Annotated in this window: 14 protein-coding genes; 9 read left to right on the top strand and 5 right to left on the bottom strand. The window is 71.5% G+C overall.

Annotated features, from left to right (window positions below; all coding sequences use genetic code 11):
- The first annotated feature begins 52 nt into the window (after positions 1-52).
- Together ACFYUZ_RS26755 and msrA are read left to right on the top strand one after the other, a co-directional pair.
- On the top strand, positions 53-601 hold the full coding sequence (locus ACFYUZ_RS26755) for a CGNR zinc finger domain-containing protein (RefSeq protein ID WP_389313328.1): 549 nt from the start codon (positions 53-55) through the stop codon (positions 599-601).
- A 178-nt stretch (positions 602-779) separates the two neighbouring features.
- Entirely contained in the window at positions 780-1292 is a 513-nt protein-coding gene (msrA, locus tag ACFYUZ_RS26750) for a peptide-methionine (S)-S-oxide reductase MsrA (protein ID WP_389313326.1), read from the top strand.
- Between the two features lie 124 nt (positions 1293-1416).
- On the opposite strand, the gene ACFYUZ_RS26745 is transcribed toward msrA, so the two are convergent.
- Positions 1417-2262, bottom strand: a complete 846-nt coding sequence (locus ACFYUZ_RS26745) for a prephenate dehydratase (RefSeq protein ID WP_389313324.1) — start codon at positions 2260-2262, stop codon at positions 1417-1419.
- A 340-nt stretch (positions 2263-2602) separates the two neighbouring features.
- On the opposite strand from ACFYUZ_RS26745, the gene ACFYUZ_RS26740 reads away from it, so the two are divergent.
- Positions 2603-3373, top strand: coding sequence for a GNAT family N-acetyltransferase (locus tag ACFYUZ_RS26740; RefSeq protein ID WP_389313322.1), 771 nt, complete (start codon positions 2603-2605; stop codon positions 3371-3373).
- A 755-nt stretch (positions 3374-4128) separates the two neighbouring features.
- Here ACFYUZ_RS26740 and ACFYUZ_RS26735 read toward each other — a convergent pair.
- The gene (locus tag ACFYUZ_RS26735; RefSeq protein ID WP_389313321.1) at positions 4129-4725 is read right to left on the bottom strand and encodes a hypothetical protein; all 597 of its coding nucleotides are present in this window, start codon (positions 4723-4725) and stop codon (positions 4129-4131) included.
- A gap of 256 nt (positions 4726-4981) precedes the next feature.
- Between ACFYUZ_RS26735 and ACFYUZ_RS26730 the strand changes: the two genes are divergently transcribed.
- Positions 4982-6604: a DUF6351 family protein gene (locus tag ACFYUZ_RS26730; protein ID WP_389313319.1), complete on the top strand. Its 1623-nt coding sequence runs from the start codon at positions 4982-4984 to the stop codon at positions 6602-6604.
- A gap of 175 nt (positions 6605-6779) precedes the next feature.
- On the opposite strand, the gene ACFYUZ_RS26725 is transcribed toward ACFYUZ_RS26730, so the two are convergent.
- Entirely contained in the window at positions 6780-7790 is a 1011-nt protein-coding gene (locus ACFYUZ_RS26725; protein ID WP_389313317.1) for a hypothetical protein, read from the bottom strand.
- Between the two features lie 143 nt (positions 7791-7933).
- Here ACFYUZ_RS26725 and ACFYUZ_RS26720 point away from each other — a divergent pair, with 143 nt between their 5' ends.
- A complete protein-coding gene (locus ACFYUZ_RS26720) occupies positions 7934-8617 on the top strand; it encodes a TetR/AcrR family transcriptional regulator (RefSeq protein WP_389313315.1) in 684 nt (227 codons plus the stop codon).
- 45 nt (positions 8618-8662) lie between these two features.
- Positions 8663-9115, top strand: a complete 453-nt coding sequence (locus tag ACFYUZ_RS26715) for a hypothetical protein (RefSeq protein ID WP_389313313.1) — start codon at positions 8663-8665, stop codon at positions 9113-9115.
- Between the two features lie 818 nt (positions 9116-9933).
- Here ACFYUZ_RS26715 and ACFYUZ_RS26710 read toward each other — a convergent pair.
- Positions 9934-10989, bottom strand: a complete 1056-nt coding sequence (locus ACFYUZ_RS26710) for an alpha/beta fold hydrolase (protein WP_389313311.1) — start codon at positions 10987-10989, stop codon at positions 9934-9936.
- Positions 10990-11338: 349 nt separating this feature from the next.
- Between ACFYUZ_RS26710 and ACFYUZ_RS26705 the strand changes: the two genes are divergently transcribed.
- From ACFYUZ_RS26705 to ACFYUZ_RS26695, 3 genes are all read left to right on the top strand, one after another.
- Positions 11339-12208 carry an alpha/beta fold hydrolase gene (locus tag ACFYUZ_RS26705; RefSeq protein WP_389313309.1) on the top strand — a complete coding sequence of 290 codons (870 nt, stop codon included), beginning with the start codon at positions 11339-11341 and terminating at the stop codon, positions 12206-12208.
- A 40-nt stretch (positions 12209-12248) separates the two neighbouring features.
- Positions 12249-12413 (top strand): VOC family protein, encoded by a 165-nt coding sequence (locus ACFYUZ_RS26700; RefSeq protein WP_389313307.1) that lies wholly within the window; start codon positions 12249-12251, stop codon positions 12411-12413.
- A gap of 158 nt (positions 12414-12571) precedes the next feature.
- The gene (locus ACFYUZ_RS26695; RefSeq protein ID WP_389313306.1) at positions 12572-12766 is read left to right on the top strand and encodes a hypothetical protein; all 195 of its coding nucleotides are present in this window, start codon (positions 12572-12574) and stop codon (positions 12764-12766) included.
- Between the two features lie 166 nt (positions 12767-12932).
- On the opposite strand, the gene abc-f is transcribed toward ACFYUZ_RS26695, so the two are convergent.
- Entirely contained in the window at positions 12933-14567 is a 1635-nt protein-coding gene (gene abc-f / locus ACFYUZ_RS26690) for a ribosomal protection-like ABC-F family protein (RefSeq protein WP_389313305.1), read from the bottom strand.
- Positions 14568-14578: the final 11 nt, after the last annotated feature.

The raw sequence follows: 14578 nt of genomic DNA, 5'->3' as shown, positions 1-14578 counted from the left end.
GGCCGGTCGGCCGGGGCTTGCAATGCGCGCTGTCACCTTTCAGTATGGTTACGTGAATCATGCATTTCCCTGTGGGACGCCCTGCCTGGACTTCGTCGGCACCCTGCGGGCGCGCCGCAATGTCGCGCCCCTGGAGAAGCTGGCCACGCCCGGACTCCTGGACGACTGGTTCGTGGAGTCGGGGATGGTGGATCTGACGCCCGGGGCGAACGAGGCGGACGTGGTGATCGCCGTGCAGTTGCGCGAGGCGATCTACGACCTGGTGGCCGCTCGCCTCGATGCGCGGCCGCTGCCCGCGGAGGCGGTCGCGGAGGTGAACCTGCACGCCTCGGGCCTGCCGGTGACGCTGCGGCTGGGGCCCGACGGGGTCATGCGGACGGGGTCGGTCGCGCAGGGGCTGGCGACGCTGGCCCGCGAGGCGGTCCGGCTCCTGGGCGGGGACGAAGCCGCCCTGCTGAGGGAGTGTGCCCGGCCGGAGTGCACGCAGGTCTACCTCGACCGCTCGCGGGGCCATCGCCGGGAATGGTGTGCGATGAAAACCTGCGGCAACAGGGTCAAGGCCGCCAACTACCGGGCGCGCCGACAGGCCGCCCAGACCTGACCGCACCGGCCCGGATCCGGCAGCGCCTCCCCTGTGTCACCTGTTTGACCGGTGATGAAGTTCTGTGTCAGTCTGGAGCGTGTCCATCCTTCGGTGATACGACACGCTCCAGGCCGACCGGCCGGCCCGCGAGGCCGGTCCGAGGCGACGCGACAGGCGAAGAGGACGGTGACGGGCGATGGCCGGCAGCGAGGAAAGGGCCGTACTGGCGGGCGGCTGCTTCTGGGGCGTGCAGGAGCTCATCCGCGCGCAGCCGGGTGTGCTGACGACGCGGGTGGGATACAGCGGCGGCGACCTGGCCCACCCCACGTACCGCCGTCACGAGGGGCACGCGGAGGCCGTCGAGATCGTCTTCGACGGGACGGTGACCGACTACCGGACCCTGCTGGAGTTCTTCTTCCAGATCCACGACCCGAGCACGAAGAACCGACAGGGCAACGACATCGGGGACAGCTACCGCTCCGCCGTGTTCTACCTGGACGACGAGCAGCGGCGCGTGGCCGAGGACACCATCGCCGACGTCGACGCCTCGGGGCTGTGGCCGGGGCCCGTGGTCACCGAGGTCACCGCGGCGGGACCGTTCTGGGAGGCCGAGCCCGAGCACCAGGACTACCTGCAGCGCTACCCGGACGGGTACACCTGCCACTTCCCGCGCCCCGGCTGGCGACTGCCCCGGCGGGAAGAGGCCTGACCCGGTCGACGGGGCGGGGAGGCACCCCGGGGGAGGAGCCCGGCTCGTGGCCCGCGCCCGGGAGCGCCACCCCGCCCCGTCGTCGTCCCGAGGGCGATCGCGCCCGACGGTCCCGCCCCGACCGTCAGGCGGTCGTCACGCCGCTGCGGCGGTGCGGATGCGCCGGATACACGCCGAGGACGCGCACCTCGGTGGAGAAGAAGCGCAGCTCGTGCAGGGCCAGCGCCACCTGCGGCTCGTCCGGGTGTCCCTCGATCTCGACGTAGAACCGGCTCGGGCTGAGACCGGCGCCCCTCTGGTAGCTCTCGATCTTGGTGAGGTTGACCGCGCTGCTGGCGAAGCCGCCCAGGGCCTTGTAGAGGGCGCTCGGGATGTTCCGTACGGCGAAGAACAGGCTCGTCATGGTCGGCCCCTCGCCGACGGGCGCGAACGCGGGCTCGCGGGAGAGCACGACGAACCGCGTCGTATTGTCCGGATCGTCCTCGACCTCCGGACGGAGGACCTCCAGGCCGTAGTGCCGGGCCGCGGCGGGCGGGGCCAGCGCCGCGTGGCGTACGTCGCCGAGCTCCGCCACCTCGCGGGCGGCCCCCGCCGTGTCGTCACTGACGAGCGTGCGCCAGCCGCCCTCCCGCAGCACCTTCCGGCACTGCCCCAGCGCGTGCACGTGGCTGCGTACGCACTCGATGTCGTCCAGCGTGGCTCCGGGGACGCCCATCAGGTCGAAGCGGATGGCGAGGAAGTGCTCGCCGGTCACGAAGAGCCCCGACTCCGGCAGCAGGTGGTGCACGTCCGCGACCCGGCCTGCGGCGGAGTTGTCCACCGGAATCACCGCCAGGTCGGCGGTGCCGAGCGTCACGGCGTCCAGGGCCTGCTCGAAGCCGGTGCAGGGCAGCTCCGTGATGCCGGGGAACAGGTGTTGCGTGGCTGCCGCCGAATTGGAACCCGGTTCACCCTGATATGCGGCGATCATTGCCCTGTAACACCTTTCATCGCGTGAGACGGCCGGACTCGGCGACCGACAGGAGAGCCACCGTAGACCTCGGACGGTGGATGACCGTGATGCTGTCCAGCACCAGAGACGCCGAGGGGCGCGGCGCCGGCCGGAAGGCACGGGCCCGTCGATCCCTCCGGCGAGGAGGCGTACGCCGACCCCGCCGGCTTCCCCCACTCGCCTCGTCACCGACTGACGGGCGCTCCAGGAGGGAAGGAGACCCCGAAGCCGTGCGATCCGCGCGTACATCTCGTACGTCTCGTACATCTCGACGAAGTGAGGGATTCCAGTGACCGTTCTCGGGGACTCTGTCGAATCGATGGAACAACTGGCCTCGGTCTGGCGGGAGATGGTGCTCGACCGGGACGAGGAGGCGGACGTCCGCGACCTTCCGGGCATCGCCGTCCGCTGGGCCGACTGCCGGTTCGCCTTCTGGAACTGCGTCACCCTGACCGAGGTCGGCGTCGACGCCGGGCTTCTGGAACGGCGTCTGCACGAAGCGGCGGAGATCATGCGCGCGAAGAGGCGGCCGGGCTTCCTGTGGGTCTTCGAGGACCTGATCGAGGCCGACGCGCGTGCGGGGCTGGACGCGGCGGCCGAGCGGGCGGGCCTCGTGCACGCCTTTCCCGGTACGGGCATGGCCGGGGACCTGCCGCCCCTGCCGGAGCCGGTCCATCCGGACCTGACGTTCGTGCGGGTGACGACCGACGAACAGCTTCAGGCGTACGCGGACCTCAACTCCCGCGCGTACGGCTTCCCCCTGGAGGACGGCCGGGACGGCCTCGCCGGCTCCGCGCTGTGGAAGGACCGGGTGCACGCCTACCTGGGCGTGCGCGACGGCGTCCCGGTGACCTGCGCCGCGACGGTGGAGGCGGAGGGTCGGCTCTTCGTCGTGCTCGTCGCCACCGACCCGCGGTGGGAGCGCCGCGGTTACGGCGAGGCGGTGACGAGGAAGGCGCTGTACGAGGGAGCCCGCGCCACCGGTCTGACCCGCGCCACCCTGCACGCGACCGTCGCCGGGGCGCCCGTGTACCCGCGCATCGGCTTCGAGCCGAACTCGCCGATGCGCTTCTTCGCCCTCAAGGGCTGAGGGGCCGCCGTAGGTCGGAGGCGCGCCGCCCGCCGACGGACGCCGCCCGCTCCGGACTCCGCCGCTGCCGTTCGGCCGACCGGTGCCGGCAGCGCGCCTCCGCCCGACCGGTGAACCGCAGACGGAAGGGCGCCCGCGCCGGCTTCCGGTGCCATGTCAGCGCCGCGCCGCACGGACCAGGGCGACGTCCGCGGCGGGGACGGCGAGGCGTGCGGGCGCCCGCATGGCAACGTCCGATCTTCGGCACCGTTCGAGATCGTGGCACGATGGACGGCATGACGACCCACCGAAGGGACCATGCCGCGTAGACGGCCAGGGCACGTCCGGGCAGGCGCGACCCGGCACCGGACATCAGCAGCAGGGCCGGGCATCGACGGTCTGTCCTCGGGTGCGTCGTCCGAGATCTTCCGTCTCGAACACACACGCAACTACCTGCGGCCAGGCGACGTCGGTGCGGCCATGCGCCTGTGGAAGGAGTACGTCCACCGCCCGGAACGCCAGTTGTGGCACGACGACGAGTGGGGCGACGTGCACGGGTACTGCTGCGGCGATCCCTTCGAGGCCCGAGCTCTCCTCGACACCGTGATGCGGGCCATGTCGGCTGGGAACGCCCGGCAGCTCCGACGGATCGTCAGCCGGTCCGACGCCGTCTGGAACCGGCCGTCGCCGCCGCACGCACCGGACGGGGGGGTGAAGGACGAGCCGGCCGCGGAGGGAGCCGGGCGGCGACTCCAGCCGTTCGCCGCGGAGCCGGCTCACCGAGCCGCGAGTGCGTGGCGGCCGGATTCTTCGAGGGTGTACATCACGGACCGCTGTTGTCTGTGACGCCGGACGTGCCCCTTGGCCACGAGCGACTCCAGGGTGTTGCGCACGACCTGCGGGGTGGGGCTGCGGTCCGGGTGCTTCTCCAGCAGTTCGCCCCGCAGTTCCTTCGCGAGGCGCGGCCCGTCGTCACCGGCGAGCAGGGACATCAGGAGGTCTCCGAGCAGAGGCTGCCGCGACTTCCCCTTCGCGGCCGCCCCCGCGGGCTTCCCCGTCCGCGCCGTCCGCCGCGCAGGAGTGCCGGTGGAGGACGAGGCGGATGCCTTGCGCGACCTGGTCCCGGTGGGCACGGGCTCTGCCGAGGCCTGCTCGGGCGAAGGCGAAGAGGCCTGCTCGGGCGAGGGCGAAGGTTCCGCCAAGCTCTCGTACCGTTCGGCGAGTTTGAGGATGTCGACGAGGAGGGCTTCCTCCTGCTTCAGCATCCTGAGCTTCTCGGCCAGCTCCTGCTGGCGCCGACGGTTCTCCTTCAGATCCGACGCGGCCTGATCGACGAGCCGCGTTCGGAGCGTGGAGGCGGGTTGGCTGGTCACAACCGTTCACTCCCTAGCGCATGGATGACGCTGCGCATGCTACCCACGCCGGAGCGGCCGTGCAGAGGGCCCGGCAGATGTCGCACGACCTGTCGTACGACCTCGTTGCTCGCCTCGGTCATCAGCGTCCCTCTCCCAAGTAACCTTCTTGACCGGTGACGAACGCTCATGTCAGTCTCTCCCGGAGCGCGCTGCACGAAAAATCCGACGCAAGAGGAACCGCTTCGAGCGGTTACTTACTTCTGATGGAGGAAACATGAGGCGACGACTTCTGGCCGCCGTCGCGGCAGGGGTGCCGCTGGCCGCGGCGGTGTACCTGCCGACCGCCTGGGCGGGCACCGAGAGCTCCGCCGCCCAGCCGCTCAGCTGCTCGACCGTCACCGTGCGGGCTCCCGCGGGCACCGAGGTGGAGAACGTCGTGGCGGTCGCCCGTCCGGCCGGGACCGTCGACGTGCCGGAGGTCCCGCCCCTCCCCGCCGCGCGGATCACCGACGTCCCGGCCCACTGCGATCTGACGGTCACGCTGACCCACCCGGGTGAGGGCGACCACGCCCAGGTGAAGATCTGGCTGCCCCAGGACAACTGGAACGGCCGCCTGCAGACGGTCGGCGGAAGCGCCTTCGCCGCAGGCGACTACGGCACCGCCCTCGCGGGCGCCGTCAAGAACGGCTACGCCGCGGCCACCACCGACGCCGGCGTCAAGACCTACCTCGACACCAGCTGGGCCCTGGACGCCGGGGGCCGGGTCGACACCACGCTCCTGACGAACTTCGCCTCCCGGTCCGAGCACGAGACGGCCGTCGTCGCCAAACAGGTCATCGGCGACTACTACGGGAGGGCGGCCTCCTACGCGTACTTCAACGGCTGTTCCACCGGCGGCCGCCAGGGCTACGCGGAAGCCCAGCGCCACCCCGACGACTACGACGGCATCCTCGCCAACGCCCCGGCCATCAACTGGGACGAGTTCGAGGTCGCCACGCTATGGCCGCAGGTGGTGATGAACAACGAGAAGACCTACCCCAGCGGGTGCGAGTTCGACGCCTTCAACACCGCCGCGGTCAAGGCCTGCGACCCCCTCGACGGCGTCGAGGACGGCCTCGTCGAGAACCCGGCCCGCTGCGACTTCGACCCCCGCCGGCTCATCGGCACCACGGTCGTGTGCGAGGGCAGGGAGCTGACCGTCACGGCGGCCGACGCGGCCGTGGTCCGCAAGATCTGGGACGGCCCGCGCACCGCCTCGGGCGAGAAGCTGTGGGCCGGCGTCCCGATCGGCGCCGACCTGAAGTTCCCGTACCTGGCGGGCACCCTGCCGGACGCGAACGGCGACCTCAAGGGCGTTCCGTTCCCCGTCCCGTCCGCCTGGGTCGCGTCCTGGGTGAAGAAGCAGCCCTCGTTCGACGTCTCGACGATCACCTACAGCCAGTTCGCCGAGCTGTTCCGGCGGTCCAGGGCCGAGTACGACGAGGTCATCGGCACCGACAGCCCGGACCTGTCCGCCTTCCGCAGGTCCGGCGGCAAGCTCCTGACCTGGCACGGCCGGCAGGACCAGCTCATTCCCACCCAGGGCACGGTGACCTACCGCCAGCAGGTCGAGCGGAAGGCGGGCGGCGCCGAGCGGGTCGACGACTTCTACCGCCTCTTCCTCGCGCCGGGCACGGCCCACTGCGCGCTGACCGGGCAGACCGACGACCTCGGAGCCCTGCGGGCCTGGGTCGAGCAGGGCAAGGCGCCCGACGTCCTGACCGCCACGCTCACGAACTCCTCCGGCGAGCAGGTCACCCGCGATCTGTGCGCCTACCCGAAGGTGTCCCGCTACAAGGGCCACGGCGACCCGGCCGCAGCCGACAGCTTCCGGTGCGTGCACCCGCTTCGATACTGAACTGCCGGAACGCCCCTCGGCCACGGAGGAAGGCCGGCCGCCGTGCGACCGAGACCAGGATGCCCGGCACGCGCGGTCGCGGAGTCCGTGCCAGTACACCTCCACACCGCCTGCCCGTCCCGCGGAGACCCCGGGGGCTTCCGATGCGGGCCGTGGTCACCGTGTGCCGGGCCGGTCACCTCCGATACCGCTGCGCCACTGCCGCGAAGGCGGCCTTGGGTTCCCATTCCATGTCGGGGTAGGTCCGCCCCCGGCGTCCTTCGAGGAGTTTGACGATGCCCAGGCCGGCCCGGTCCAGGTCGTCCCGGGGGTCGCCGTCCGGGCGGTGCGGGTAGCCGGGCAGGGCGAACAGGAACACGAACGCGCTGTCCACGCCTTCGCTGTCGAAGATCTCCAGGAGTTCGCTCAGGTACGCGGCCTGGCCGGCCTCGTCACGTTCGTACACGCCGTTCAGCCGTACGGGGACCTTGGTCTCCGGGTCGTGCTCGACCACCTCCAGCACCCGTCCGCCGCGGTCGCCCGCGCCGCGGTAGGCCGCGGTGCCGAATCCGGTGACGGCGAGCGGCTTCGGGCCTTGAGCCAGGGCGCGCACCGCGTCCCGGAACCGGTCGGCGACCTCGGCGGAGCGGATCAGCTCGAACGTCACCACGTCGAAGGGGGTCCAGTCGACCTGTTCGAACTGGATGGCCGCGTAGGTGAGCTTGCCCTGGAAGCGCTCGCGGACCGTGGCCGCGGCCTCGCGGAGGAACGCGTTGATGCGCACGCCGAGCTCGCGCATCCCTTCGGCCCGCCGCTCGGGTCGGCTCATCAGCTGCTCGACCCGCTCCTCGGGGCTCTCTCCGGGCAGGAACCCGCGGTTCATCACGCTCAGCTCGACCCCTGCGACGAACACGACGGTGGCCCCCTGCCGCCGGAGCCGTTCCGCTCGTTCGGCGCAGTCGCGGAAGAGCACGAGGATCTGCTCCGGGTCCAGCTCCAGCGGATACGGCGAGAACCAGACCTCCAGGCCGAGCCCGGCGGCGGCGCCGGCGGCCAGCTCCAGTCGGTCCGGGTCACCGCCGATGATCTGGACCGCGTCGCAGTGCAGGTCGTCCCGGATGATGGCGAGTTCACGCCGGACCACCGCGGGGTCGAAGTGCTCGCGGGACGTCTGGCCGTGCACGACGAACCCGGTGTCGTAGGTCATTCCTCTTGCTCGCACGGTGAGGTCCCCTCTGTCGGTCTCGGGCGGTCTCGGGCGGATCGAGGCTGACAGGAAAAGTGCGTGCACGCAAGTTTGCGTGAAAGAAAATTTGCGTTCACGCATTCCTGTGTGGAACGCTGAGCACCGTGACGACACCACTGCCAGGGCTCCGGGAGCGGAAGAAGCAGGCCACGCGCGAGGCGCTGCGCGAGGCGGCCCTGCGCCTGGCCGTGGAGCGCGGACCCGACCAGGTACGGGTCGAGGACATCGCCGAGGCGGCCGGGGTTTCGCCGCGCACCTACAACAACTACTTCGCCGGCCGCGAGCAGGCGATCGTCTCCGCTGTCACCGCGGACCGGGAGGCGCGGATCGCGGCGGCGGTCGGGGCCCGGCCCGCGGAAGTGCACCTGGCCGACGCCGTCACCGAAGCAGTGGTCGAGCAGTACACGAACACCGGCGAGCGCGAACAGCAGGCGCTGCTGCTCATCACCACCCGGACCGCGCTGCGCGACGCGTTCCTCGCCGCCACCGCCGACATCGAGCCCCCGCTCACGGCGGTGATCGCCGAACGCCTGGGTGACACCGGAGCGCACACGGCCCGAGTCCTTGCGGCAAGCGTGGCCGCGGCGGTTCGCATCGCGCTCGAAGGCTGGCTCCGGCCGACCGGGAACGCGGAGGCCGCCGAGGGTTTCGGCGCCGGAGGACTCGTCGTGCCCTCCGGCTCACTGCCCGACCAGCTCCGCGCGGCACTGGCCCCGCTCGTGCCCGCGTTCGACGCCGCCGAGCGACGCACCCGGCCGTCACCATCCGAGCCGGCCGGTTCGGCGTAGATCGTGACCATGGATGCGGAGGCCGCTCGCCGGTGGCCTGCCCGCGTGGCTGAGACCTGGACCGAAGAGCAGTTGATCGCGGACGGCTTCGAGCGTGCGCACACCGAGTCGGAGTGGTACGACGGACCGCGCGCCGGCCTTGCTGACATCGACGGGAAGCCCCACTACTTCGAGAGCCACGACTACGACCACGCCGACGAAGCCGATGAGTACCGGGTCTGGCCCGCGAGCGAGGCCGCGGTGGAGCTGGAACGTGAGCAATGGGCGATCTTCGCCAGGTGGAACGAGCGTCGTGAGGCCGACGAGGCCGGACCGGAGAGCCATCCGGGCCACGGCGGGATCGACCCCCGGTACGACGAGCTGGAAGTGCTGCTGGCGCCGCACCGCCGGGCGCCGGACGACACGCGTCGGCTCGTGGGCGAGCTGCGGTTCGTCGACGGCGCTCGCTACCGGGTCGAGGGACTCGACTACTGGTTTCGGTGGCGCCCGAGCGAGTGAGGCCGCCGTGGACAACCGATGATCACGGGGCGGCCTCGGACGTCAGGGCAGTTCCTGCCCACTGGCAGGAGGCATTCGAAGGTCCGATGAGCCGGATGGTCCGTCGGTTCGCTTGGGTGGAACCCGCCGCCGGGTAAGGCAGTTGATCACCTGCTTGCTGTCGGCCCTGCCGCGGAGGAACGGCCGGCCCCTTGCCGAGCATGCGGGCGACGCCACTCCGGACGGCATGCAGCACCTGCTGCACCGCGCGAAATGGAACGCCGACGCGATCCGTGTACGCGAAGGCAAGCCCGTCTCCCGCCCGCTCCCACGCAGCCGGCGGCACCATCCGTCCGCACGCCGGACACGGCACCTCGCCCCTGCCGGGGGCCCACCATCCGTCGCATGACAGGCGAGAACACCTCATGGTGCCCGTCCCCGAACGCCACCGCGCAGGGCATGCCGGTGGCTTCGAGTCGCTCTGCCCCAGTACAAGGGCGGCCCGCTCCGGACGTTCCTCCTGCCCGAGCGCCGGGAGACCAAGACCGCCCCGCGCTACTTCGCCCTCGACGGCACCGACCACGCCCGCCACAAGGCCCGGGGCAGCGTGATCCGCCGCTGCGTCACCCGGCGGAACAAGCACGCTGCCGACGAACACCTCCGCAGGGTCGTGGGCCGCGCCGACGGCGCCTGACCGGCCACTACCCGAACGAGCCGTCGGCTCGACCGGCGAAGCTCTCGCAGCCGTCGTGCTCGAACCGCACTCGCCCGTCGGATGCCGAGCCGGGATTGCTGCGCACCCCGTAGTCCCGGCCGAGCCGCCCGCTCGACGCGATCCACTAGAAGTGGTCCACGTCGACGACGGCCTGGGCGAACGCCGCCGGTGCCTCCTGTGGCACGTTGTGCCCGACGGACAGCGCGCGGTGCTCGTACGGGCCGGTGAACTTGCCGCGGTAGGAGGAGCCGTCACCGGGCGGGGCGGTGAAGGGGTCGAGCAGGGGGTCGATGGTGAGGGCGGGCACCCCGATGACCGGGGCCGTGGCGAGCAGGTCCTCGTAGCGGTCGTAGCGGCGCTCGCCCTCGGCGAGGCCCAGCCGCCAGCGGTAGTTGTGGATGACGATCGCGGCGTAGTCCGGGTTCCGGAAGGCCGCCGCGGTGCGCTCGAAGGTGGCGTCGTCGAAGTTCCAGGTCGGGGAGACCAGGTCCCAGACGAGCCGGGTCAGGTCGTGGCGGAGGTCTTCGCGCTCCATGGCCTTCTTGCCGCGCTCGGTGGCGAAGTAGTACTGGTACCACCATGTGTGCTCGGCGGCCGGTGAGATCGGCTCCCGTTGCATGGCGCGGTCGGTGATGAGGTAGCCGCTGACCGAGACCAGTGCCTTGACCCGCTCCGGCCAGAGGGCCGCGAGGATGCCGCCCGTCCGCGACCCCCAGTCGAAGCCGGCGATCACGGCCTTGTGGATCCTCAGGGCGTCCATGAGGGCGATGACGTCCAGCGCGATCGCCGACTGCTGGGCGTTGCGGAACGTCCGGGAGGAGAGGAAACGCGTCGTGCCGTGGCCGCGGAGGTAGGGCACGATCACACGGTAGCCCTGGTCGGCCAGCAAGGGGGCGACGTCGACGTAGCTGTGGATGTCGTAGGGCCAGCCGTGCAGGCAGATCACCGCGGGCCCGTGGGCGGGGCCCAGTTCGGCGTGACCGACGTCCAGCAGACCGGCCTTGACCTGCTTGAGCACGGGGAAGGAGACGTGCGCGCCCGGAGCGGTCGTCGGGACCGCGGGTGCTTCGCCGCCGTTGTCCGGGGCGGCGTTCGCCGCGCCCTGGAGACCGGTCAGCGAAGCGGCGGCCGTTCCCGTACCGAGCCCCAGGAGCTTGCTGAAGGTACGCCTGTCGATCATGTGAAACCCTCCGTGCGCTGTGGCGCGCTCCCTGCCCGGCGCAGGGGCGGTCGGACCGGGGCCGGCTCACGCTCTCACTCTTCTCCGCGCCCCCGTCCACGCGTCCGTGCAGGGGATGGCCTTGCGTGATGTGTGGGCCGAGCCCTCGGCGAGTGACCGGATGGACAAGTCACTTCCTTTCCGTGAACGTATCACCTCCTAGAAGGGTTATTAACCCCAAGAAGCTTGCATGTCTCGATCTGAATCACTGGCTTGACCGGTGATGGCGTGACTGGCAGGTTAGTCACCGTCCAAACCGGTGATGGCGCATCACGCGCGCGCCGGCCCACTGTCGAAAGGACGTGTCGTGATGAACCTCAAGGGCGCAGGCGAGCGGCGGACGATGACCGGAGTCGCAGCCGCAGTCCTCGCGGCGGCCGCGTTCGGGGCCTTCGCCCCGACCGGCACCGCCGGCGCCGACGCTCCTGTCGAGGTCGCCGCCATCGCCGGCGAGGGCGGCGCGTACGGGCCCAGGCCCACCGTCGTCCTGGAGCACGGCGCGTTCGCGGACTCCTCCAGCTGGAGCGGCGTCATTTCGAGGCTGCGCGCCGACGGTTACCCCGTCGTGGCCGCCGCCAACCCGCTGCGCGGCCCCCACGGCGACGCCGCCGCCCTGCGCGGCCTGCTCGACCACGTCAAGGGGCCGAAGGTCCTCGTCGGCCACTCGTACGGCGGTTCCGTGATCAGCGAGGCCGCCGCCGACCGTACCGACGTCAAGGCCCTCGTCTATGTGGCGGCGTTCCTCCCCGCCCCCGGTGAGACCGCGCTGGAGCTGACCGGCAAGTACCCCGGTTCCACCCTCCCCGGCGCCCTCGACCCGGTCCCCGTCACCGACCCCGACGGCACCCGGGGCACCGACCTCTACATCCGGCAGGACGAGTTCCGCCACCAGTTCGCCGCGGACGTCCCGCGCGACGAGGCCGCCCTCGCCGCCGCCGGCCAGCGCCCCATCGCCCAGGCCGCACTGGAGGAGAAGGCCACCGTGGCGGCCTGGAAGGCCATCCCCAGCTGGGCCGTCGTCACCACCCGGGACCTGAACATCCCGCCCGCCGCGCAGCGCTTCATGGCCGAACGGGCCGGCGCACGCATCACCGAGGTCGCCGCCTCGCACTCCGTCGCCGTCTCCCGGCCCGGTGTCGTCACCCGCGTCATCGAATCCGCCGCCCGCGCCACCCGCTGACCCCTCCGTCCCCTCACCCGCGAAAGAGAGAGCGACTGCCATGGATCTGAAGCTCGAAGTCGTCGTCATCCCCGTCTCGGACGTCGACAAGGCCAAGGGGTTCTACGTCGACACGCTCGGATTCAGCGCCGACGCCGCCTTCTCCGACCCCGACGGCAACGAATGGTTCCTCCAGGAGGTCGCCGTCCGCGCCCCCGGGCGCTGACTCCCGCCCCTCATGCCCTTCGGTGTCCCGTGGGGGACCGGCCCTCGCGGACGCTTCTCGCGTAACCCTCTTGACCGGTTACGCGAGGAGGGGCATATTGGTTGCTGTCCGGGCAGTGGGCAGCACGTGATCCATGAACGACGAAGTGGAGACCGGTCATGAACAAGGAACTCGCGGTGGACCCGGCCGCGGCGGCGCGACACGAGCGGTTCGGCAAGCTCCCCGAGCGCGTCCCCCTCGAGAGCATGATCGAGGAGAAGCAGGCCGAGCCGAACGCGGGGGCGACCGCGGAGTACCACCCCGAGGGCGCGTGGGCCTTCTCCTCGTGCCTCGCCCTGGACCTGGGGCTGTAGTCGGTCGCACGGGATACGTCCTCACGACGCACATACGTTTCCCGCGCGGTGCGTGCCTCTGGTTTCCCGTCCGCGGACCGCCGCGGACGGAGAGGGCGGGCGTCCAGCAGGTCACGGGCGTGCCGCGGCAGCGCGGCCGGGGGCGAGGGGCCGCGCTGCCCTCCGGTCACACCTCGGGGGCCCCGGTCTCCCTGAGCACGCCGTCGGCCAGCCGCAGCCACCGGTCGACCCCGATCTCGGTGAGGAACCTCTCGTCGTGACTGACCACCAGGAACGCGCCCTGGTAGGAGTCGAGCGCGCTTTCCAACTGGCCCACGCTGACCAGGTCGAGGTTGTTGGTGGGCTCGTCGAGCAGCAGCAGCTGGGGGGCAGGTTCGGCGCACAGCACGCAGGCCAGGGTGGCGCGCAGTCGCTCGCCGCCCGAGAGCACCCCGACCGGCAGATGGGCCCGGGGGCCGCGGAAGAGGAAGCGGGCGAGCAGGTTCATCCGCTCCGCCTCCGGCCGTGCGGGGGCGGACCGGGCGAAGTTCTCCGCCACCGTGAGGTCCGGGTCCAGCAGGTCCAGACGCTGCGACAGATAGGCGATCCGGCCGCCGTTGCGCTTGATCTCCCCGCTGTCCGGGGCGAGGTCGCCGGTGATCAGACGCATCAGGGTGGTCTTCCCCGCCCCGTTGGGACCGGTCAGCGCGATGCGCTCCGGGCCCCGGACGGCCAGGTCCACGCCACCCGGCGCGAACGCGTCCCCGTCGCCGAGGCGCACCTGCATCCCTTCGCCGAGGAACAGGTTGCGGCCGGCGGGCACGCGGGTGTCGGGCAGTTCCAGGGTGAGGCGCTGCTCCTCGCGCAGCGCGCGCCCGGCCTCGTCCAGGCGCGCCTTGGCCTCGCTGACCCGGGAGGCGTGCATCTGCCCGGCCCGGCCCGCGGCCTCCTGCGCGCCCCGCTTCATGTTGCCGGCGAAGATGCGGGGCAGACCGGCGCTCTTGAGGTTCTTGGCGGCGTTGCTCGCCCGTCGGTCGGCGCGCTCGCGGGCCTGCTGCATCTCCCGCTTCTCCCGCTTGAGCTCCTGCTCGGCGTTGCGCACGTTCTTCTCGGCGGCCTCCTGCTCGACGCGGACGGCCTCCTCGTACGCGGTGAAGTCGCCCCCGTACAGGCGTAGTTCGCCACTGCCGAGTTCGGCGATGCGTTCCATGCGGTCGAGCAGCGCACGGTCGTGGCTGACCAGGAGCAGGCAGCCGTTGAAGTCCGACAGCACGTCGTAGAGCTTGTGGCGGGCCTCCAGGTCGAGGTTGTTGGTGGGCTCGTCGAGCAGCAGGACGTCGGGGCGCCTGAGCAGCTGGGCGGCGAGGCCGAGGGAGACCACCTGGCCGCCGCTGAGCGTGCTCAGGCTGCGGTCCAGGGCGAGGTCGGGCAGGCCCAGGCGGTCGAGCTGGGCGCGGGTGCGCTCCTCGATGTCCCAGTCGTCGCCGATGGTGGCGAAGTGCTCCTCGGCCACGTCGCCGGACTCGACGGCGTCCAGGGCGCGGATCACCCCGGCGATGCCGAGCACCTCGGCGACCGTGAGGTTCCCGGTGAGGGGCAGGCTCTGGGGGAGGTGGCCGAGGATGCCGTCGACGGACACCGTGCCGGTGGCCGGCTTGAGTTCGCCCGCGATCAGCTTGAGCAGGGTGGACTTGCCGGAGCCGTTGGGGGCGACCAGGCCCGTACGGCCGGAGGGCACGCTGAAGGACAGGTCGTCGAAGACGGGGGTGTCGTCGGGCCAGGTGAAGGAGAGGTTCGAGCACACGATGGCGGCGTCGGACATGAAGAGACCTC

Source organism: Streptomyces sp. NPDC004266, from assembly GCF_042874095.1.
Lineage (GTDB): Bacteria > Actinomycetota > Actinomycetes > Streptomycetales > Streptomycetaceae > Streptomyces.
Note: the sequence above shows the minus strand (reverse complement) of the source record. Positions and strands in the feature narration are given on the sequence as shown.

Coding starts and splice junctions, on each gene's coding strand:
- msrA (WP_389313326.1), top strand. CDS start 780: ATGGCCGGCAGCGAGGAAAGGGCCGTACTGGCGGGCGGCTGCTTCTGG.
- ACFYUZ_RS26745 (WP_389313324.1), bottom strand. CDS start 2,262: ATGATCGCCGCATATCAGGGTGAACCGGGTTCCAATTCGGCGGCAGCC.
- ACFYUZ_RS26740 (WP_389313322.1), top strand. CDS start 2,603: ATGGAACAACTGGCCTCGGTCTGGCGGGAGATGGTGCTCGACCGGGAC.
- ACFYUZ_RS26730 (WP_389313319.1), top strand. CDS start 4,982: ATGAGGCGACGACTTCTGGCCGCCGTCGCGGCAGGGGTGCCGCTGGCC.
- ACFYUZ_RS26725 (WP_389313317.1), bottom strand. CDS start 7,790: ATGACCTACGACACCGGGTTCGTCGTGCACGGCCAGACGTCCCGCGAG.
- ACFYUZ_RS26710 (WP_389313311.1), bottom strand. CDS start 10,989: ATGATCGACAGGCGTACCTTCAGCAAGCTCCTGGGGCTCGGTACGGGA.
- ACFYUZ_RS26705 (WP_389313309.1), top strand. CDS start 11,339: ATGAACCTCAAGGGCGCAGGCGAGCGGCGGACGATGACCGGAGTCGCA.
- ACFYUZ_RS26700 (WP_389313307.1), top strand. CDS start 12,249: ATGGATCTGAAGCTCGAAGTCGTCGTCATCCCCGTCTCGGACGTCGAC.
- ACFYUZ_RS26695 (WP_389313306.1), top strand. CDS start 12,572: ATGAACAAGGAACTCGCGGTGGACCCGGCCGCGGCGGCGCGACACGAG.
- abc-f (WP_389313305.1), bottom strand. CDS start 14,567: ATGTCCGACGCCGCCATCGTGTGCTCGAACCTCTCCTTCACCTGGCCC.